This is a genomic window from Burkholderia sp. BCC1977 (assembly GCF_905339595.1).
In the GTDB taxonomy this organism is placed as follows: domain Bacteria; phylum Pseudomonadota; class Gammaproteobacteria; order Burkholderiales; family Burkholderiaceae; genus Burkholderia.
Genome location: NZ_CAJPGQ010000031.1, coordinates 18,226 through 36,863 on the forward strand (window position 1 = coordinate 18,226; position 18,638 = coordinate 36,863).

Annotated in this window: 15 protein-coding genes, 1 tRNA gene and 1 pseudogene; 11 read left to right on the forward strand and 6 right to left on the reverse strand. The window is 65.8% G+C overall.

The window, feature by feature from the left end:
* Positions 1–214: 214 nt before the first annotated feature.
* Positions 215–1,093 carry a tyrosine-protein phosphatase gene (locus U5771_RS23525; RefSeq protein ID WP_322026178.1) on the reverse strand — a complete coding sequence of 293 codons (879 nt, stop codon included), beginning with the start codon at positions 1,091–1,093 and terminating at the stop codon, positions 215–217.
* Between the two features lie 331 nt (positions 1,094–1,424).
* On the opposite strand from U5771_RS23525, the gene U5771_RS23530 reads away from it, so the two are divergent.
* The 3 genes from U5771_RS23530 (at position 1,425) to bamC (ending at position 3,739) form a co-directional block, all read left to right on the forward strand.
* Positions 1,425–2,138: a class I SAM-dependent methyltransferase gene (locus U5771_RS23530; RefSeq protein WP_322026179.1), complete on the forward strand. Its 714-nt coding sequence runs from the start codon at positions 1,425–1,427 to the stop codon at positions 2,136–2,138.
* Positions 2,139–2,312: 174 nt separating this feature from the next.
* A tRNA-Pro gene (locus tag U5771_RS23535) sits at positions 2,313–2,389 on the forward strand.
* A gap of 141 nt (positions 2,390–2,530) precedes the next feature.
* On the forward strand, positions 2,531–3,739 hold the full coding sequence (gene bamC / locus U5771_RS23540; protein WP_322026180.1) for an outer membrane protein assembly factor BamC: 1,209 nt from the start codon (positions 2,531–2,533) through the stop codon (positions 3,737–3,739).
* A 701-nt stretch (positions 3,740–4,440) separates the two neighbouring features.
* Here the strand turns inward: bamC and U5771_RS23545 are convergent.
* From U5771_RS23545 to U5771_RS23555, 3 genes are all read right to left on the reverse strand, one after another.
* Positions 4,441–4,698 (reverse strand): DNA-binding protein, encoded by a 258-nt coding sequence (locus U5771_RS23545; protein ID WP_096506837.1) that lies wholly within the window; start codon positions 4,696–4,698, stop codon positions 4,441–4,443.
* A gap of 136 nt (positions 4,699–4,834) precedes the next feature.
* Positions 4,835–5,113 (reverse strand): hypothetical protein, encoded by a 279-nt coding sequence (locus tag U5771_RS23550; RefSeq protein WP_322026181.1) that lies wholly within the window; start codon positions 5,111–5,113, stop codon positions 4,835–4,837.
* 222 nt (positions 5,114–5,335) lie between these two features.
* A complete protein-coding gene (locus U5771_RS23555) occupies positions 5,336–6,052 on the reverse strand; it encodes a YdcF family protein (RefSeq protein WP_322026231.1) in 717 nt (238 codons plus the stop codon).
* A 157-nt stretch (positions 6,053–6,209) separates the two neighbouring features.
* Here U5771_RS23555 and U5771_RS23560 point away from each other — a divergent pair, with 157 nt between their 5' ends.
* Positions 6,210–6,527, forward strand: coding sequence for a hypothetical protein (locus U5771_RS23560; RefSeq protein WP_059510817.1), 318 nt, complete (start codon positions 6,210–6,212; stop codon positions 6,525–6,527).
* A 180-nt stretch (positions 6,528–6,707) separates the two neighbouring features.
* On the opposite strand, the gene U5771_RS23565 is transcribed toward U5771_RS23560, so the two are convergent.
* Together U5771_RS23565 and U5771_RS23570 are read right to left on the reverse strand one after the other, a co-directional pair.
* Positions 6,708–6,959 (reverse strand): hypothetical protein, encoded by a 252-nt coding sequence (locus U5771_RS23565; RefSeq protein WP_322026182.1) that lies wholly within the window; start codon positions 6,957–6,959, stop codon positions 6,708–6,710.
* Between the two features lie 201 nt (positions 6,960–7,160).
* Positions 7,161–7,556: pseudogene (locus U5771_RS23570) on the reverse strand (transposase); the annotation flags it as partial.
* Between the two features lie 430 nt (positions 7,557–7,986).
* On the opposite strand from U5771_RS23570, the gene U5771_RS23575 reads away from it, so the two are divergent.
* The 7 genes from U5771_RS23575 (at position 7,987) to infB (ending at position 18,598) form a co-directional block, all read left to right on the forward strand.
* Positions 7,987–8,889 carry a LysR family transcriptional regulator gene (locus U5771_RS23575; RefSeq protein ID WP_322026183.1) on the forward strand — a complete coding sequence of 301 codons (903 nt, stop codon included), beginning with the start codon at positions 7,987–7,989 and terminating at the stop codon, positions 8,887–8,889.
* Positions 8,890–8,953: 64 nt separating this feature from the next.
* A complete protein-coding gene (locus U5771_RS23580; RefSeq protein WP_322026184.1) occupies positions 8,954–10,156 on the forward strand; it encodes a pyridoxal phosphate-dependent aminotransferase in 1,203 nt (400 codons plus the stop codon).
* 272 nt (positions 10,157–10,428) lie between these two features.
* On the forward strand, positions 10,429–11,451 hold the full coding sequence (scpB, locus tag U5771_RS23585) for an SMC-Scp complex subunit ScpB (protein WP_322026185.1): 1,023 nt from the start codon (positions 10,429–10,431) through the stop codon (positions 11,449–11,451).
* Between the two features lie 60 nt (positions 11,452–11,511).
* The gene (gene rluB / locus U5771_RS23590) at positions 11,512–13,233 is read left to right on the forward strand and encodes a 23S rRNA pseudouridine(2605) synthase RluB (protein WP_322026186.1); all 1,722 of its coding nucleotides are present in this window, start codon (positions 11,512–11,514) and stop codon (positions 13,231–13,233) included.
* A 418-nt stretch (positions 13,234–13,651) separates the two neighbouring features.
* Positions 13,652–14,110, forward strand: a complete 459-nt coding sequence (gene rimP / locus U5771_RS23595) for a ribosome maturation factor RimP (protein ID WP_014897219.1) — start codon at positions 13,652–13,654, stop codon at positions 14,108–14,110.
* The gene (nusA, locus tag U5771_RS23600; protein ID WP_322026187.1) at positions 14,110–15,585 is read left to right on the forward strand and encodes a transcription termination factor NusA; all 1,476 of its coding nucleotides are present in this window, start codon (positions 14,110–14,112) and stop codon (positions 15,583–15,585) included. The genes rimP and nusA overlap by 1 nt, the downstream gene beginning before the upstream one ends.
* 91 nt (positions 15,586–15,676) lie before the next feature.
* Complete coding sequence (gene infB, locus U5771_RS23605) at positions 15,677–18,598, forward strand: translation initiation factor IF-2 (RefSeq protein WP_322026188.1); 2,922 nt, start codon at positions 15,677–15,679, stop codon at positions 18,596–18,598.
* Positions 18,599–18,638: the final 40 nt, after the last annotated feature.

The following is an 18,638-nucleotide window of genomic DNA, read 5'->3' on the forward strand; positions in this document are numbered from 1 at the left end:
CGGCAGGGCAATGGATTCGCGGCGGCGGGGCGGCAAGATCAAACGGTCGTTTGGTTTTGGGGGCGAGGCGGGCGGCGCGCACCGCGCCGGATCGGCAAACCCGGCGTCGGCGTTGGCTGACGCGGGTTTCCGTGCCGGCTGAAGGCCGTGTCCGATTCCGGGTGCGGGCGGCAGGAGGCGCGGACGCGCCAGCGTTATCGGCCTGAACGACCGATTAGACCAGCATGCGCCGCCGGATTGCATTCTGCGTCGCCTGGTCCAGCTGCAGGCCGTTGTCGATGTACGACGTCATCGAGCCATACGACGCGGCGACTTGATCGAACGCCGCCTGCAGGTAGGCGGCTTGCGCGCTTTGCAGCGCGGCCATCATGTCGGCCGCATCCTGCCCGCCGTTCTTCTGCGCCTGCGCGACATAGGCGGCGATTTCCGACGCGCTGTAGACGTTGGTCAGCAGATAGTCGGCAAGAATCGTCTGCTGCGGGACGCCGAGGATCGTGTGCAGAATGGCCGTCGCCCAGCCGGTGCGATCCTTGCCGGCCGTGCAGTGGAAGACCAGGTTGCCGCCGGATGCGGCAAAGCCCGCGAATAGCGCGTGGTAACTGGTCCGTGCCGTTTCCGACGTCACGAACGCCCGATACATGGCTTGCATGAAGGCCGCGGCAGTCGCGCCACTCGTCGGAAGCGGGCCGAGACCGGCGACGCCGAGCACGTTCAGGTTCTGCCAGGTGGCGCCGGCCAATCGCACGTCCGGCTGCGCGTGGATCTCGGCGGTCGTGCGCAGGTCGCACACCTGCGTGATGCCGAGCGCATCGACCGTTGCGAGGTCGGCCGCGGACAACGTGAGCGCGGACGACCGGTAGATCACGCCTTTCTTCATCGCTGCGCCGCTCGCGGTGGCATAGCCCGTTCCGTCCGGTCCCGCGGTGTCACGAAAGTTCGCTGCCGAACCGAGCCTGGGTGTCGTGACGGGGGCGACCGCGATCGAGTCGCCGCCGCACGCGGACAGAAGCGACGCGCCTCCCAGCGCGATACCGAGCGTGCCGGCACCCAGCCGGAGAAAGTGTCGACGGGAAATTTTGTTTTTCTGAATCATTCACTGGCCTTTGTCTGAGACGGTGACAGGACGTCGCGACCGCGGTTGCGACCGAACCCGCTGCGGGCGAGCCGTGCAGCGCGGCAAAGCGGAGCCGTGCGATATCGATCGGCATGCAGTCGGACGATGCGCCGTGCGCGTCGATCTCGCGCCGGGTAAGCGCACGGTAGCGATCCGCGGCGGAACGGCCATCGTCCTTTTCGACTAGGGCGCGACGCAGGCTGCCCGAGCGAATCGCGCAACTTGCCGTACGTGCGACGGTCGCGGCGCGGTAAGATCGGCGTCAGAGGCTTGATGGATCAAGCATGGTGGCCGACACGGGGGAGGCGTCATGGATCTGAAGGAGCTCGACGTATTGGGAGCGGATGTAGGCGATCACTGGTACTACGCGTCGAAGGCGAGCGCGATCCGTCGGTTTCTGGGCGCGTCGGACGCGAACCGGATACTCGACGTCGGTGCCGGCTCGGGCTTTTTTTCCAAACATCTGCTCGAGCGTACGCAGGCGATGGAAGCATGGTGTGTCGATACGAGCTACGCCGACGATACTGACGGGGAGGCGGCCGGCAAGCCCGTCCATTTTCGCCGCGCCGTCGATCGATTCGATGCCGATCTGGTGCTGCTGATGGATGTCCTCGAGCACGTCGACGACGATGTCGGGTTGCTTGCCCGCTACGTGGCGGGCGCGCCGAAGGGCAGCCGCTTCCTGATCACGGTGCCCGCGTTTCAGTTCCTCTGGAGCGCGCATGACGATTTTCTCGAGCACAAGCGCCGGTATACGCTCGCCGGCCTCGAGGACGTCGCGCGTCGTGCGGGGCTGGAGGTCGAGCGCGGCGCATACTACTTCGGCCTCACGTTTCCGCTCGCGGCGGCATTGCGACTGAGCGAGCGGGCGCGCCGGCAGCCGCGCGAACCGGCGTCGCAATTGCGCCGGCACCATCCGGTCGTCAACGGTCTGCTCAAGCTGATCTGCCGGGCGGAGTTGCCGATGTTCCGGTTCAACCGGGTGGCGGGCCTCACGGTCATCTGTGTCGCGCGCAGGCGGTGAGCTCAGGCAAGGCGCATGGCCGGCGCGTGGGCGCGACGGCCATGCGCCTTGCCGCTCGCATCGAAGACGTCTTGTTTCGTTACGTCATGCCGTAAAAAAATTTCGCAGGAACATGCACAAAATGCATGCGACCCGTTCTAAACCGGCCAACTGTCTGTTATAATTTTTTTCTTTCGGGGCGTAGCGCAGCCTGGTAGCGTACCTGCATGGGGTGCAGGTGGTCGGAGGTTCAAATCCTCTCGCCCCGACCAGACAAAGAACCCGCGTCAGTTCAGGCTGACGCGGGTTTTTTCTTGCGCGTCGCTTTTTTGCACATCCCGGCGCGGCCCCGGTAAAATGCAAGGTTGATCCACGGAAAGCGCCGTGATTTAGCGGAAGAGGATTCCCCGAACATGACTGATCTTCGTCTTACCATGCGGTTCGCTGCAGTGCTCGCCACCGGCGCGCTCGTCGCCGGTTGCGGTACGTCGTCGCCCACGAAAGTGGACTACAAGAGCGATTCGAAATCGAAGGAAGCGTCGCTCGCAGTGCCGCCCAACATGCTCGACGAGACGGCCGATCAGCGTTCGCTGCCGCCACAGGGCGGCGCGACTTCCCTGTCCGCGCTTCAGCAGGTCCAGCACACGGCACCCGCGGCGGACACCGTCGCGCCCGCCGTGGCAGGCATGCATATCCAGCGCGACGGCACCGAGAGCTGGCTCGTGATCGACGGCAAGAAGCCCGCCGACATCTGGCCGCAAGTTCGCCGCTTCTGGCAGGAGCAGGGCTTTCTGCTCGTCGTCGACCAGCGCGACAAGGGCGTGATGGAAACCGACTGGAACGAAACCCATCCGCAGATCAACGACGGTCTGATCCGCAGCGTGATCTCGAAGGCGATGGGCAATTCGTACGTGACGGCCGAGCGCAACAAGTACCGCACGCGCCTCGATTCGGCGCCGAGCGGCGGCACCTATGTGTTCATCAGCCAGAAGGGCATGCGTGAGGCGATCACCGGCGCGAACAACGATTCGAGCAAGTGGGAAGCGAAGCCGAACGATCCGGCGCTCGAGACGGAATACCTGAAGCGGCTGATGGCGGTGCTCGCGCAGAACGAGCAGCGTGCGAAGAACGGCGAGCCGCCGGTCGCGAACATCAACGACAACACGGTGCCGAAGGACAAGAAGGCGGATACCGACGCATCGAAGGCTGCCGCGGCGGCGATCGCTGCGCAGAACGTCGCGCGTGCGTCGTCGCAAGCGAACGACGTCGACTCGAGCACGGTGCCGTCCGAAGTCACGCTCGGCGAGCCGTACGACCGGTCGTGGCTGCATATCGGCCTCGCACTCGATCGCGCGAACTTCACGGTCGACGATCGCGATCGCTCGAAGGGTCTGTATTTCGTGCGTTATGTCGATCCGAAGGATCTGAGCGCGGCCGAGCAGGGCTTCTGGAGCCAGCTGTTCCACGGCAAGAAGGAAAAGCAGGCGAAGCAGTATCGCGTCAACGTGAAGGCGCTGACGCCCGACCAGACGCGTGTGGCAGTCGTCGACGATTCGGGCGCGATCGATACGTCGTCGCCGGCCCGGCAGATCATGGGGCTGCTCGTGAATCAGCTGCGCTGATCGCGGTACGACCCCGCTCTTCGAAAAAGCCCGCCTTCCGGCGGGTTTTTTTCATGGTCGCGCGGCGCCGACGCCGGCGTGTGTGGGGCGTTCGGTCCCGCCTCGTGACGTTACGTAACATCCGCGCGTTACGGCGGCAGAGCAGGTGTCACATCGTCATGGTCGTGGAAAATATCCTTATGAATCAATGGCGTGTTTTCGAAAACGCATCTGGCACGCAAACTGCTTTATAAGTTTGAATCGTTAGGACAGGGAGGATGGCGTCAGAGACTGGGCAGGCGTCGCGAGCGCCCGACCAACGGTTTCGACGTCTTCAGATGCCGGCGCTGGGAGCGCCGGTGCAACCGATGATGATCCGTGCGGTGCGCGGATCTCGATGGCCCCGTCGCCTATCCTCGTAGGGCGACGGTTTCGCCCGCGCTTCAAATGAAGCGCGGGCAATTTTTTTGGTGGGGCCGCAATGCGAGGGCATGCCGATCCGGCTGGTGCGGAGGCGCTGATTCGCAATCTTTTTCGAGTGGGGGTATTCGTCGCGCGCAGGGAGAGCGAGGCCGCGTTGGCCGTGCATGCGCGTTCCGCGCACATTCAAACTTATCGCGTAGTGGCCGCGGGCGGGGCCGATCGGCCCGGGATGCGCATGCCGTCGAAGCGCGTGTGAGCGGGGCGGTGCGGCCGGACGCGTTGCCGGCCGCCGCGACGCGTCAATGCGACGCGCTGGGTACGTCGAGAATCAGGATGATCGTCCAGTCGGCATCGCCGTCATGGTGATACTGGCGTTCGGCGACGATGAACGGCTGCTGCTTGCCTTGCGGGCCGAGGAAAAGCACGTCGCCCTCCATCGGCAGGCACTCGATCGGCGGCAGCGCGAGGAAGGCGTCTTCCGAGCCGCGCGGCATCAGTTGCTTGATCTTGCGAGTGGCTGCTTCGGTCCACTCGATGTCGAGTTGAATGTTGCTCATGCTGTCCTCCGCACCGGGGTGCGCACGGGTGGAAAATTTCGGTGCGCGACTTTAGCACAGCGCGCAGGCGCCGCAACCAAAAAAGCCGAACCCGGTTGCCCGGATTCGGCTTTTCGCGTGTGCGGTGCCGCCGAACTTACTGGCTGGCAGCGTCTGCCGGAGCGGCCTTGGCGGCCTTCTTGCCAGCCTTCTTCGCTGCCTTGTGGTGAGCAGCCTTCTTGCCGTGATGCTCTTCGTTCATCGCCGGCTGAGCAGCCTCGGCTGCTTGCTGCTGTTGCAGTGCCTGTGCGCGCTGCTCGATCTCGGCGATCTTGGCCGGATCGGTGATGGTCTGGATTTGCGTGCTCTCTTGCGCATACGCTGCGCCAGTCAGCGCCGACATCGCGACCAGAATAGCCAGGGACGTCTTCTTCATTGCTTTACCTCCGCTAAGTGGTGATGAACCCGAATGTTGCCGTTTTGTCTGGCGACTGCAATCGAGTGCGTGTCGAGTGTAACAAAAGTGACGGATCAATGTGCATCGGATCGCAGTGCAGCGCAAGGCCCCGTTGAAGTCGCGCAACACTTCGTGCATTCCGTCATGCGCATGCCATCCTGGGCGGAACGGTCGTTTTCGCCGCCGGTGCGCGCGTCGTCATCAAAACCAGCCGAGCCATCGGTAGACGTGGAACTGCGCGATGCCGATCAGCTCGTGCAATGCCTGGTTCGCGTCTTCCAGGTTGTGCCAGCGGGGCAGCCAGCCCATCTGCGCGTGCCGGCGGTTCGAATAAACAGGCTGCGGATCGATGTCGAAGCGGCGGAAATCGAGTAATGCGCGGCGCATCTGGTAGGACGACGCGACGAGAATGCGCGTGTCGTCATGTTGTGAGCGTAGTATAGATGCAGTGAATTTCGCATTTTCGTAGGTGGTACGGCTGTTCGGCTCGAGAATCAGGTCGTCGGGAGCGACGCCCTCGGCGACCAGCCGGCGCCCGTAGACGGCCGCTTCGGTTTCGCCGTGATGTTGCGGGTCGCCGCCCGACATCACCACGGTGCAGCGGGTGGCCTGCTGCCGGCACGTGCGGTAGAGCGCCGCGGTCGTGCGGATGCGTGCTTCCCCGTCGGGAGGCGGCCGCAGGCCGGTATCGCTGCGCCGCGTGCCGATGCCGATGATGATCAGCGTGGTCCGGCCGTGCATGTCGGGGCGCTCGACCGGTGTCACGCCCGCCTCGGTCCACGCGATGAGCGGTGCGGCGAGCCAGCCCGTCGCGAGCAGCCAGAACAGCGCGACGCTCGCGATCGCGATGAGTCGCCGCCGCTTGCGGCAGAGCATGAAACCGATGAAGAGAAGTACAAATGAATCGAACAGAATCAATTTGATTGGGGTATGGTGTCTTTTTATGGACGGCTGACGATCCGGCCCTGACGCGACGCCGAACGTCGGCTTCCAGAATCGGTGGCGGTATCGGCGGGCGGAGCTCCCGCCCGGCGCGCCGCTTCGCATTGTCGCTGCACTTTAAGAAAGAATCGAGATGGCCACGTATTCCAACGAAGCGGTGCTCGACGCATTGAGACGAGTGCAGTACCGCCAGGTACCGTGGGCGCGCCGCCCGGGCGTGTTCGAGTATCTCCGGTCGCTGGGGCTGATGGACACGGTCAGGCAGAAGACCGTTGCTCCCGCACCGGGTTTCCATGCACCGGTCGACATCGCGGTGCTGACCGATAGTGGTCGGGCCGAATGCGCGCGCCTCGAGCGCGATGAGAAATTACTTTCCTGGACCGATCGCCGTATGGACGACTACGCATTGAGCGAAGCGAGCGCCGTGGCGATTCTCGAAAGCCGCCTGTAGCGGCGCACGCCTGTCCTCGAGCCGTCGCCGGCGACCCCCAAAAAAAAGCCCGTATCGCGAGGATACGGGCGTACCGGATACTTTTGCTGTTGCCACGCTGTGCTCATGGCAACGGATGTGACTCGTCGCATGTCGCGCAGTTCCCGAATTCGGGAATTTTCTTTGACGAAATCGTGCGGACTACGGATGACGCGGCAGGTCTGACGGCTGCGAGCCGATACGCGCCCGCGCGTTGCTGGCGATGTCGCCGCGCAGATCGCCGCGCGGCACGGTCTGCCGGTTGGGCGGCGTGGCGGGCGGTTGCTGGCGAAGGGTGTTCCGATGATCCTGCTGGTGGTGAGGCGGCTTCGTGCGATCGTCGGCGCGAGCGGGGGCGGTCAGCGCCAATGAAATGACAATGCCGCATGCGACGAGCAGTGACATTGGTTTCATGGCGGGGCTCCCTTCAAGCCATCGGCGCGGCTTGTTGATATGTCGCTAAGGTAAGCGCGGGAGTGCAGGCTTGCTGTAAATAATCGTAAATAGATGTATCGCGGCACGACAGCGGTAATCGATGGCAGCGCGGGCGCCGCGCAAGGCGCGCGGCGCTGAAAGAAACCGGGCGGCCGAAGCCGCCCGATCGAGCATGTGTTACGCCATCTTCACGGGGGCGCGCCAGGATTCCGGGTTGGTCCAGAAGGCGCCGCGCAGTCGGTCGCGGCTCGGCGGCGCAGGCGGCTTCGCCGCGCTTGCACCGATGCGCCCGCGCAGCGAGATCTGGCGGCCGCTCGTGCCGAGTCGCTTGACGATTTCGGCGAGCGTACCGTCTGCCTGCCATTCGTCGAAGCGACGGCGGCAGGTCGGCGGCGACGGATAGCGGCCCGGCAGCTTCGACCAGCCTTCACCCGTCGACAGTACCCACAGCACGGCATTCACCACCGAACGGGCCTCCACGCGAGGGCGGCCGCGCCGTTCACTCCGTGCGGGCTCCGAGCAAAACAGACCTTCGACCAGCGCCCACTCGTTATCTCTCAAATCGTCGAACAGCATCATGTCCTCACCTCAGCGAAGCTAACTCCGGTGCGCTGCCCTGCGCCGCGCACTCTTCAAGCACTCGAGCGTCGAGTGCCGGGTGGGGGCGTCCGGTTGGCCGGCAGCGGCGTTTCTGCCTTCCGTCCGACTTGACCTGCGCCCTGTGCGTCAGGTAAAGCACGATGTGTGCCATGTCGGAGGCGATTCCCTTGAGAGCCGCTTGGCAGCGGGCTAACGGCTAAGTCAGCTAGGGGCGTATAAGACGCCAAAATAACCCGCCAGCAAATCGGGACAATCACCAATCTTGTGCAATTCGCCCGTGCCACGTGCGTTTGCGTGGATATTGCACCGCAGCGAAACATGTGCGGCCGGTGCCGGATTCGTGCATCGAGGCCGATTTCGCGCATTAAAATCGCGCATCGGTATCGACGATTGATGAGGTGAGGGGATGAACGTTACGCTGCGCCAGCTTCGCGTATTCATCGAGGTTGCGCGGCTCCGGAGCTTCAGTCGCGCGGGCGACGAGATCGGGCTCACGCAGTCTGCGGTCAGCCGTTGCGTGCGCGAACTCGAGGCCGAGCTCGGACTGAAGCTGATCGACCGGACGACGCGCGACGTTCAGTTGACCGACGTCGGGGCCAACCTGATCGCGAGCGTGTCCCGCCTGCTCGACGATCTCGACGACACGCTGCGCGAGATTCGCGAGATCGGCGAGCAGCGGCGCGGGCGCGTGATCGTCGCCGCGAGCCCGACGATCGCGTGCCGGCTGATGCCGCGCGTCGTCGCATCGTGCGAGCGCCAGTTCCCGTTCGTCACGCTCGGCCTGCGCGACGACGTGCAGAGCGATGTGCTGCGCAAGGTGAAGTCGAGCGAGGTCGATTTCGGCGTGGTCATCGGGCCGCTCACCGTTGCCGATCTCGTGTGCGAACCGTTGATGACCGACTCGTTCTGCCTGGTCGCGCGCGCCGATCATCCGCTCGCGGCGCGGGCCGAGGTGCCGTGGACGGCGCTCGACGGCGAGCGCCTCGTATTGCTCGACCATGCCTCCGGAAGCCGGCCGCTGATCGACGCCGCGCTGGCCGCCCATCGGGTGAATGCGACGGTCGTGCAGGAGCTCGGGCATTCGGCGACGGTATTCGGGCTCGTCGAGGCCGGCGTCGGCGTGAGCGTGCAGCCGTGGCTGTCGCTGCCGCTGCCGGCCGGATCGACGCTGGTTGCGCGGCCGCTGACGCCGCGTACCGAGCGCACGGTCGAGCTGGTGCGCCGCCGCGACCGGTCGCTGTCGCCCGCCGCGCAGGCGATCTGGGAGCTCGCGCGCCAGATGCCGGCGCGGGCGGAAGACCTCGACTGAGGGTGCGGATCCGGCGTGCACGCCGGTACACTACGCGGATCGTGTTCCTCGGTGGCGGTTCTCGATGACGCATTCCGCAGAAGTCGGCCCGGCGACGGGCGCGCCGGCGGCACGCAGCGCAGTCCAGGCGCTGCGTCCGTCGCTGATCAGGGAAGTGGCGAACGCCGGCTTCGGCGTGCCCGACGTGCTGCCGTTCTGGTTCGGCGAATCCGATCGCGTGACGCCGGCCTTCATTCGCGACGCGGCTGCCGCTGCGCTGCGCGACGGCGCAACCTTCTATACGCACAACCTCGGCACGGTGCCGCTGCGCAACGCGATTGCGGCCTACGTGAGCGCACGTCACGGCGCGACGGCGGTCGATACGATCGCCGTGACGAGTTCGGGCGTGAGCGCGCTGATGCTGGCCGCGCAGCTGCTGGTCGGTCCGGGCGATCGCGTCGTCGCGGTCACGCCGCTCTGGCCGAACCTCGTCGAAATTCCGAAGATCCTCGGCGCGCAGGTCGAATGCGTGCCGCTCCGCCATGGCGATGCGGGCTGGCAGCTCGACGTCGACCGGCTGCTCGCGGCGCTGACGCGCGGCACGCGGATGCTGTTCGTCAACTCGCCGAACAATCCGACCGGCTGGACGATGTCCCGCGACGACCAGCGGGCCGTACTCGCGCATTGCCGGCGCCACGGCATCTGGGTGGTCGCCGACGAGGTGTACGAGCGGCTTGCGTTCGGTGCGGACGGCGCGGCCTCGTTCCTCGATGTCGCGTCGCGCGACGAGCGGGTCATCGTCGTGAATTCGTTCTCGAAGGCCTGGGCGATGACGGGCTGGCGGCTCGGATGGCTGGTCGCGCCGGCGTCGGTCATGGGCGATCTGTCGAAGCTGGTCGAATACAACACGTCGTGCGCGCCGGGTTTCATCCAGGCCGCGGGCGAAGTCGCGCTGCGCGACGGCGAGTCGTTCGTGCAGTCGTTCGTCGCGGCGCTGCGTGGCGCGAGGGACCATCTGGTCGCCGCGCTGCGCACGTTGCCGGGCGTCGACGTCCCGCCTCCGCCGGGCGCGATGTACCTGTTCCTGCGCTTGCCGGGCGCGGACGACAGTCTCGCGTTCTGCACGTCGCTGGTGCGCGAGGCCGGGCTCGGGCTGGCGCCGGGGCGCGCGTTCGGCCCGGAGGGGGAAGGGTTCGTGCGCTGGTGCTACGCGTGCGATCCGGCGCGCCTCGATGCAGGCGTCGAGCGCTTGCGGGCGTTCCTCGCGCGCGGCGCGGGCCTGCGTTGAAGCGGGGACGGAGCGGCTGCGACGTGCGGGCGGCGGGCCGTTCGGCTCATCTTTACGCACAGGGCAATTTTGCGTAAGATGGCGCTCAGTCACGCGGTTCCGTCGTTGAATCGTGCTGTTCCGTCCGGTTTGGGCCTGGCTTGAAGTTGGTTCGCCGCCCCCGGTTCGTGCTCCCATCAATATGACCGATCAGAATCGGGCGAGCGCGTCTTCCGTTCCTTTCGTCTGTTTGTTGATCCGGTTCGTTTGACCACAGGGTCTGGCCTAGCTGCATGAATACCCAAGAGGCGAAGATCGTCCTCGAGACTGCTTTGATCTGCGCGCAGGAACCGCTGAAGCTCGGCGATTTGCGCAAGCTCTTTGCCGACGGCGTGTCGGCTGACACGGTCCGCACGTTGCTCGAAGATCTGAAACAGGATTGGTCCGGCCGCGGTGTCGAACTGGTGGCGCTGGCAACCGGATGGCGCTTTCAGAGCAAGCCGGCGATGCGCCATTATCTGGACCGACTGCATCCCGAGAAGCCGCCGAAATATTCGCGCGCGGTGCTCGAGACGCTCGCGATCATTGCGTATCGGCAACCGGTCACGCGCGGCGACATCGAAGAGATTCGCGGCGTCACGGTCAATACGCAGGTGGTCAAGCAGCTCGAGGATCGCGGCTGGATCGAGGTGATCGGGCATCGCGACGTGCCGGGACGTCCGGCGCTGTACGCGACGACCAAGCAGTTCCTCGACGATCTCGGCCTGAAGGCGCTTGACGACCTGCCGGCGCTCGAGGAGCCGGCCGCGAACATCGAGGCCGCGCTGCTCGCGCAGCAGGCGATGGACTTCGACGGCGATGCGCCGGCGGCGGACGCGGTGCCGGAAGCCGGCGAAGCGGCGGCCGCCGAGCCGCACGTGCAGCCGGAAGAATTGCCGGGCGGCACCGCAACGGAAGTCGCGTCGACGCAGGAAATGCCGAACCGCGATACGCTGGAAGCTGATCGCGTTCAGATGGAACAGGACGGCGCCGAAGCAGCGCCGGCCGGCGGGCAGCCCGAGCCGCTGCGCGCGGAATGGAACGAGGAAGATCGCAAGCCGGCCGCCGACGCGGTTGCCGGAGACGGAGCGGAAGCGGCCGGCGACATGCCGGGCGAGGCTGGCCAGGCCGACGCCTCACGCTCCCGTCCCGCGGACGGCGAGTTGCTGGACGATACGTCCGACAGCTTTGCCGATGCCGTACGCAGTGCCAGCGCGCCCATCGGCGCCAACGCGCTGCCGGACGACGAAGCAGAACCCGAACAGCGCCGCGCCTGATCGCGGCCGACTTCTTGCCGCGCCCGAGCCGGGCGCGAGACCTGACATTTTGAGGTTGTTTTGACTGATATCCACGATATTGAATCGTCCGCGCCTGCCGTGCAGGCCGCGCGTGCCGACGATGCGCCGGAGCAGGACGCTCCGGCCGCGGGTGGTGACGAGCGTCCCCGCCGCGGCCTGCGGCGCGGCCCGCGCAGCCTGATCGCGCGTCGCCGCGCGGCGGCCAAGTCGAAGGGCGATGGCGAGTCGCAGGGCGCCGAAGGCGCGGACGCGCAGCCGGCCGCCGAGGTGGCGGAAGCGCAGCCCGCACGCGCGCCGCGCAAGGAAGGTGCGGCCAAGGGCGGCCGCAAGCCGGCCGGCAAGCGCGAAGGCGCGGCCAAGGGTGCCCAGGGCGGGCAAGGCGGTCAGGGGCGGCGCGGCGGTTCGGCGAAGGCCGAGGGCGGCGCGGCGAAGGCCGAAGGGGACGCAGCGTCGCAGGACGATCTGTTCGCCTATGTGACGTCGCCGGCATTCGACGCGGACAACTCGGCGGGCGGCAGCGGCGTACGTGCGCCGATGCTGCGCCGCGGCCGCAGCCAGCCGACGAACAAGCGCGTGCTGTCGCCGGACGACGACGCGCCGAAGCTGCACAAGGTGCTCGCGGAAGCCGGCATGGGTTCGCGCCGCGAAATGGAAGAGCTGATCGTCGCCGGCCGCGTGTCGGTGAACGGTGAGCCCGCGCACATCGGCCAGCGCATCATGCCGACCGACCAGGTTCGCATCAACGGCAAGCCGGTCAAGCGCAAGCTCCCGAACAAGCCGCCGCGCGTGCTGCTGTACCACAAGCCGACCGGCGAGATCGTCAGCCACGCGGACCCGGAAGGTCGTCCGTCGGTGTTCGATCGCCTGCCGCCGATGAAGACGGCGAAATGGCTCGCGGTGGGCCGCCTCGACTTCAACACCGAAGGTCTGCTGATGCTGACGACGTCGGGCGATCTCGCGAACCGCTTCATGCATCCGCGCTACAGCGTCGAGCGCGAGTATGCGGTGCGCGTCGTCGGCGAACTGTCCGAAGGGATGCGGCAGAAGCTGCTGCATGGCGTCGAGCTCGATGACGGCCCGGCGAACTTCCTGCGCATCCGCGACGGCGGCGGCGAAGGCACGAACCACTGGTATCACGTGGCGTTGGCTGAAGGCCGCAACCGCGAAGTGCGCCGGATGTTCGAGGCGGCCGGCTTGATGGTGAGCCGCCTGATCCGTACGCGCCACGGTCCGATCCCGCTGCCGCGCGGCCTGAAGCGCGGTCGTTGGGAAGAGCTCGACGAGGCACAGGTGCGCAAGCTGATGGCGACCGTCGGCCTGAAGGCGCCGTCCGAGGAAAAGGGCAAGCGCGGTGGTAGCGGGGCGGCCGAGCGCCGCCAGCCGGATCCGATGCAGACGTCGATGGGCTTCATCGGCCGCGAGCCGGTGCTGACGACGCATGGTCAGCTCGACCAGCCGCGTCGCGGTGGCGGCCGACGCGGCGCCCCGGGCCTGCCGGGTCTGAGCGGCTACGGCAGCTTGCCGGTTTCGCCGTCGGGCTATGGTAATCGCTCGGGTGGCGGTCGCGATGTCGACGGCAATCGCGCGTCGTATGGCGCCGGTCCCAAGCGCGAAGGCGCGGGCGGCAAGCGTGGCGGCGGCAAGGGTGGTGGCAACCGCAACCCGAACGGCAATCGCGCCGAAGGCGCTGGCAACGGTGGGAGCGGTGGCGGCGCACGCGGTGGCCAGCGTCCGCAGCGCAATCGCTCGCGCGGCCGCTGAGCGCTTCCGGCGTACGGCGGCGTGAAGCCGCCGGTGTGCCGGCGAAATCGGCGTGAGTGCGATTGGGCCGGTACCTCGCCTTGCGTGGTTTGCTTTTGACTGTATATATATCGCGCTGCCGGATTGTGCCGCCTGGTCGGACAGTCCGGTTTCGCATTTCTGGTCGGTAAAGGCGGGCTGGACGCTGCTTTTACCGGCTGGCTTGGCGTTTGCGCCAAAAATCGCTATAATCGCGGAGTCGCTGGGCGTACGGATTCAATGTGCGGCTCAGGTGCGACCACCAGTAAGAAGATGGGCGTTCCGCCCATTTTTTTTTGCTGAAACGGTTAGGCATCTCGGGTAGCGCTTCCTGCGCCGGCTAAGGCGCGCGCCCGCGGGTGAATCGCGAGCGGCGGGCGCGAACACCTGAGAGGACACTGTGCAACTGACGGAACTGATAGAAACCACGGTCACCGGGCTCGGCTACGAGCTGGTGGATCTCGAGCGCACCGGGCGCGGCATGCTTTGCATCTATATCGATCAGCCTGCCGGCATCTCGCTCGAAGATTGCGAAAAGGTCACGCGTCAGCTCCAGCACGTCTTGACGGTCGAAAACATCGATTACGAACGGCTCGAAGTCTCGTCCCCGGGGCTCGACCGCCCGTTGAAGAAACTGGCCGACTTCGAGCGCTTCGCCGGCAGCGAAGTTTCCGTGACCTTGAAAAAGCCGCTGGACGGGCGCAAGACGTACCGGGGCATTCTGCACGCGCCGAATGGCGAAACGATCGGTTTGGAATTTGAGAGGAAGAAGGGCGAGGCGGCCATGCTGGATTTCACGCTGGCCGATATCGACAAAGCCCGCCTGATTCCGCAAGTTGACTTTAGGAGCCGCAAATAATGAGTCGCGAAGTGTTGATGCTGGTGGATGCGCTGGCGCGCGAGAAAAACGTCGACAAGGATGTGGTGCTGGGCGCCCTCGAGGCCGCGCTCGCTTCCGCTTCCAAGAAGCTGTTCGACGAAGGCGCCGAAATCCGCGTCCATATCGATCGCGAAAGCGGCGAGCACGAAACCTTCCGTCGCTGGCTCGTCGTCCCCGACGAGGCAGGCTTGCAGGAGCCGGATCGCGAGATCCTGCTGTTCGAAGCACGTGAGCAGAAGCCCGACGTCGAAGTCGGCGAGTTCATCGAGGAGCCGGTGCCGTCGATCGAGTTCGGCCGTATCGGCGCGCAGGCCGCGAAGCAGGTGATCCTGCAGAAGGTGCGCGATGCCGAACGCGAGCAGATCCTGAACGACTACCTCGAGCGTGGCGAAAAGATCATGACGGGTACGGTGAAGCGCCTCGACAAGGGCAACTTCATCGTCGAATCGGGCCGTGTCGAAGCGCTGCTGCGCCGCGACCAGCTGATCCCGAAGGAAAACCTGCGCGTGGGCGACCGCGTGCGTGCGTACATCGCGAAGGTCGACCGCACCGCGCGCGGCCCGCAGATCGAACTCTCGCGCACGGCGCCCGAGTTCCTGATGAAGCTGTTCGAGATGGAAGTGCCGGAAATCGAGCAGGGCCTGCTCGAGATCAAGGCAGCCGCTCGCGATCCGGGCGTGCGTGCGAAGATCGGCGTGATCGCCTACGACAAGCGGATCGATCCGATCGGCACCTGCGTCGGTATCCGCGGCTCCCGCGTGCAGGCCGTGCGCAACGAGCTCGGTGGCGAAAACATCGACATCGTGCTATGGTCCGAGGATCCCGCCCAGTTCGTGATCGGCGCGCTCGCGCCGGCAGCCGTCCAGTCGATCGTCGTCGATGAAGAAAAGCACTCGATGGACGTCGTTGTCGACGAGAACGAGCTGGCTGTCGCGATCGGCCGCAGCGGTCAGAACGTTCGCCTTGCCAGCGAACTGACCGGCTGGCAGATCAACATCATGACGCCGGACGAATCCGCCCTGAAGCAGGGTGAAGAGCGCGATCGACTGCGTTCGCTGTTCATGGCGCGTCTCGACGTCGATGAAGAAGTTGCCGACATCCTGATCGACGAAGGCTTCACGAGCCTCGAAGAGATCGCTTACGTGCCGCTCAACGAAATGCTCGAAATCGAAGCGTTCGACGAGGACACCGTGCACGAGCTGCGCAATCGCGCACGCGACGCACTGTTGACGATGGCGATCGCGAATGAAGAAAAGGTCGAAAACGCAGCGCTGGATTTGAAGGGCCTCGACGGCATCACGCCGGAGTTGCTCGCGAAGCTGGCCGAACACGGCATGCAGACGCGCGACGATCTCGCCGAGCTGGCTGTGGATGAACTGGTCGATATGACCGGGATGGAAGAGGATGCCGCTAAGGCGTTGATCATGAAAGCACGTGAACACTGGTTCCAGTGAGAAATGACCATGGCGCACTGATTTGATGGCGGCCGTATGGCCTGACCCGATGCTAACCGCAAGGAATCGGTCCTTGCACTAAGAGGAATGAATGGCGAGTAACAACGTAGCCCAATTTGCCGCGGAACTGAAAATGCCTGCTGGTGTGCTGCTCGAACAGCTGCAGGCAGCGGGCGTCCAGAAAGCGAGTGAAGACGATGCGCTGTCCGAGGCGGACAAGGCGCGTCTGCTCGATCATTTGCGCAAGTCGCATGGCGCAACCGACGGCGACAAGCGCAAGATCACGCTGACCCGCAAGCATACGTCGGAGATCAAGCAGTCTGACGCGACGGGCAAGGCTCGCACCATTCAGGTCGAGGTCCGCAAGAAGCGTACGTTCGTCAAGCGCGACGACGTGGCCGAGGGTGCGGAGCAGGGTCAGGCGCAGGTCGCCGAAGCGGACGACGATGCGGAACTGAAGCGTCGCGAGGAAGAAGCGCGCCGCGAGGCCGAGCTGCTCGAGAAGCAGGCGCAGGAACTGCGCGAGCGCCAGGAGCGCCTCGAGCGCGAGGAAGCCGAGCGCCGTGCCCGCGAGGAAGCGGCCGAGGCCGAGCGCCGTCGTGCCGAGGAAGAAGCGGCGGCGAAGCGTGCCGCGGCCGAAGCCGCAGCGGCGCAGCAGGCGGCTGCCCAGCAGGCCGCCGAGGCCCAGCAGGAAGCAGCCGGTGCGCAGTCCGCGCAGGACGAAGCACGCGCGGCCGCCGAACGTGCGGCCCAGCGCGAAGCGGCGAAGAAGGCCGAGGATGCTGCCCGCGAGGCGGCGGACAAGGCGCGCGCCGAGCAGGAAGAGATCAGCAAGCGCCGTGCGGCGGCAGAAGCCGAAGCACGCGCGATCCGCGAAATGATGAACACGCCGCGCAAGGCCGTGGTCAAGGCAGTCGAGCCGCCGAAGCCGGTGGAACCGCCGAAGCCGGCCGAAGCGAAGGGCACGCTGCACAAGCCGGCCAAGCCGGCAGGCGCAGGCGCGCAGGCACGTCCGGCCGTGAAGAAGCCGGCCGGCGCAGCGCCGGCGACGACGCAGGCACCGGCAGGCGCGGGCGACCGCAACAAGAAGCCGGGCGGCGGCAAGGGCGGCTGGCAGGACGACGCGGCCAAGCGTCGCGGCATCAAGACGCGCGGCGATTCGAGCGGCGGCGTCGACCGCGGCTGGCGCGGCGGCCCGAAGGGTCGTGGCCGTCACCAGGACAGCGCATCGTCGTTCCAGGCACCGACCGAACCGATCGTGCGTGAAGTGCACGTGCCGGAAACCGTTTCGGTTGCCGATCTCGCGCACAAGATGTCGATCAAGGCCTCGGAAGTCATCAAGGTGATGATGAAGATGGGCCAGATGGTCACGATCAACCAGGTGCTGGACCAGGAAACGGCGATGATCGTCGTCGAGGAACTGGGCCACCGTGCGGTTGCCGCGAAGCTGGACGATCCGGAAGCACTGCTCGTCGAAGGCGAGACCAGTACCGATGCGGAGCAACTGCCGCGTCCGCCGGTCGTCACGGTGATGGGTCACGTCGACCACGGCAAGACCTCGCTGCTCGACCACATCCGCCGCGCGAAGGTTGCAGCGGGCGAAGCGGGCGGCATTACGCAGCACATCGGCGCTTACCACGTCGACACGCCGCGCGGCGTCATCACGTTCCTCGATACGCCGGGTCACGAGGCGTTCACGGCAATGCGTGCACGCGGCGCGAAGGCGACCGACATCGTGGTGCTGGTGGTGGCGGCGGACGACGGCGTGATGCCGCAGACGAAGGAAGCCATCGCTCACGCGAAGGCGGGTGGCGTGCCGATCGTCGTGGCGATCAACAAGATCGACAAGCCGGAAGCGAACCCGGACCGCGTCAAGCAGGAACTGGTCGCCGAAGGCGTCGTGCCGGAAGAATACGGTGGCGATTCGCCGTTCGTGCCGGTGTCGGCCAAGACGGGCGCCGGTATCGACGACCTGCTCGAGAACGTGCTGTTGCAGGCCGAAGTGCTGGAGCTGAAGGCACCGATCGAGGCGCCGGCCAAGGGTATCGTGATCGAAGCGAAGCTGGACAAGGGCAAGGGCCCGGTCGCGACGATCCTGGTGCAGTCCGGTACGCTGAACCGCGGCGACATCGTGCTGGCAGGCACGGCCTATGGCCGCGTGCGCGCGATGCTCGACGAGAACGGCAAGCCGACGAAGGAAGCCGGCCCGTCGATCCCGGTCGAAATCCAGGGTCTGTCGGAAGTGCCGGGTGCGGGCGAGGAAGTGATCGTGCTGCCGGACGAACGCAAGGCGCGCGAAATCGCGCTGTTCCGTCAGGGCAAGTTCCGCGACGTCAAGCTGGCGAAGCAGCAGGCCGCGAAGCTGGAAAGCATGCTCGAGCAGATGGGCGAAGGCGAAGTGCAGAACCTGCCGCTCATCATCAAGGCGGACGTGCAGGGCTCGCAGGAAGCGCTCGTGCAGTCGCTGCTCAAGCTGTCGACCGACGAAGTGCGCGTGCAGATCGTGCACAGCGCGGTGGGCGGCATCAGCGAGAACGACGTCAACCTGGCAACGGCATCGAAGGCGGTCATCATCGGCTTCAACACGCGTGCGGATGCACAGGCGCGCAAGCTGGCCGAGGCGAACGGTATCGACATCCGCTACTACAACATCATCTACGACGCAGTGGATGAGGTGAAGGCCGCGATGTCGGGCATGCTGGCGCCGGAGAAGCGCGAAGTCGTGACGGGCATGGTCGAGGTGCGCCAGGTGTTCAAGGTGCCGAAGGTCGGTACGGTTGCCGGCTGTATGGTCACCGACGGTATCGTCAAGCGCTCGTCGTCGGTTCGCGTGCTGCGCAACAACGTCGTGATCTTCACGGGCGAACTCGAATCGCTGAAGCGCTTCAAGGACGACGTGAAGGAAGTCAAGCAAGGCTTCGAGTGCGGTATGTCGGTGAAGAACTTCAACGACATCATCGAAGGCGACCAGTTCGAAGTCTTCGAAGTGACCGAAGTCGCACGGACGCTGTAATCGTCGCGTATCGGCTCATGGGGCGGGGCAGGCTTGGGCC

Bases quoted from the DNA above. Each gene is read 5' to 3' on its own strand.
- U5771_RS23550 (WP_322026181.1), bottom strand. From the start codon at position 5,113: ATGAAGAAGACGTCCCTGGCTATTCTGGTCGCGATGTCGGCGCTGACT.
- U5771_RS23525 (WP_322026178.1), bottom strand. From the start codon at position 1,093: ATGATTCAGAAAAACAAAATTTCCCGTCGACACTTTCTCCGGCTGGGT.
- U5771_RS23565 (WP_322026182.1), bottom strand. From the start codon at position 6,959: ATGAAACCAATGTCACTGCTCGTCGCATGCGGCATTGTCATTTCATTG.
- scpB (WP_322026185.1), top strand. From the start codon at position 10,429: ATGAATACCCAAGAGGCGAAGATCGTCCTCGAGACTGCTTTGATCTGC.
- U5771_RS23545 (WP_096506837.1), bottom strand. From the start codon at position 4,698: ATGAGCAACATTCAACTCGACATCGAGTGGACCGAAGCAGCCACTCGC.
- U5771_RS23580 (WP_322026184.1), top strand. From the start codon at position 8,954: ATGACGCATTCCGCAGAAGTCGGCCCGGCGACGGGCGCGCCGGCGGCA.
- U5771_RS23575 (WP_322026183.1), top strand. From the start codon at position 7,987: ATGAACGTTACGCTGCGCCAGCTTCGCGTATTCATCGAGGTTGCGCGG.
- U5771_RS23560 (WP_059510817.1), top strand. From the start codon at position 6,210: ATGGCCACGTATTCCAACGAAGCGGTGCTCGACGCATTGAGACGAGTG.
- infB (WP_322026188.1), top strand. From the start codon at position 15,677: ATGGCGAGTAACAACGTAGCCCAATTTGCCGCGGAACTGAAAATGCCT.
- U5771_RS23530 (WP_322026179.1), top strand. From the start codon at position 1,425: ATGGATCTGAAGGAGCTCGACGTATTGGGAGCGGATGTAGGCGATCAC.
- bamC (WP_322026180.1), top strand. From the start codon at position 2,531: ATGACTGATCTTCGTCTTACCATGCGGTTCGCTGCAGTGCTCGCCACC.
- nusA (WP_322026187.1), top strand. From the start codon at position 14,110: ATGAGTCGCGAAGTGTTGATGCTGGTGGATGCGCTGGCGCGCGAGAAA.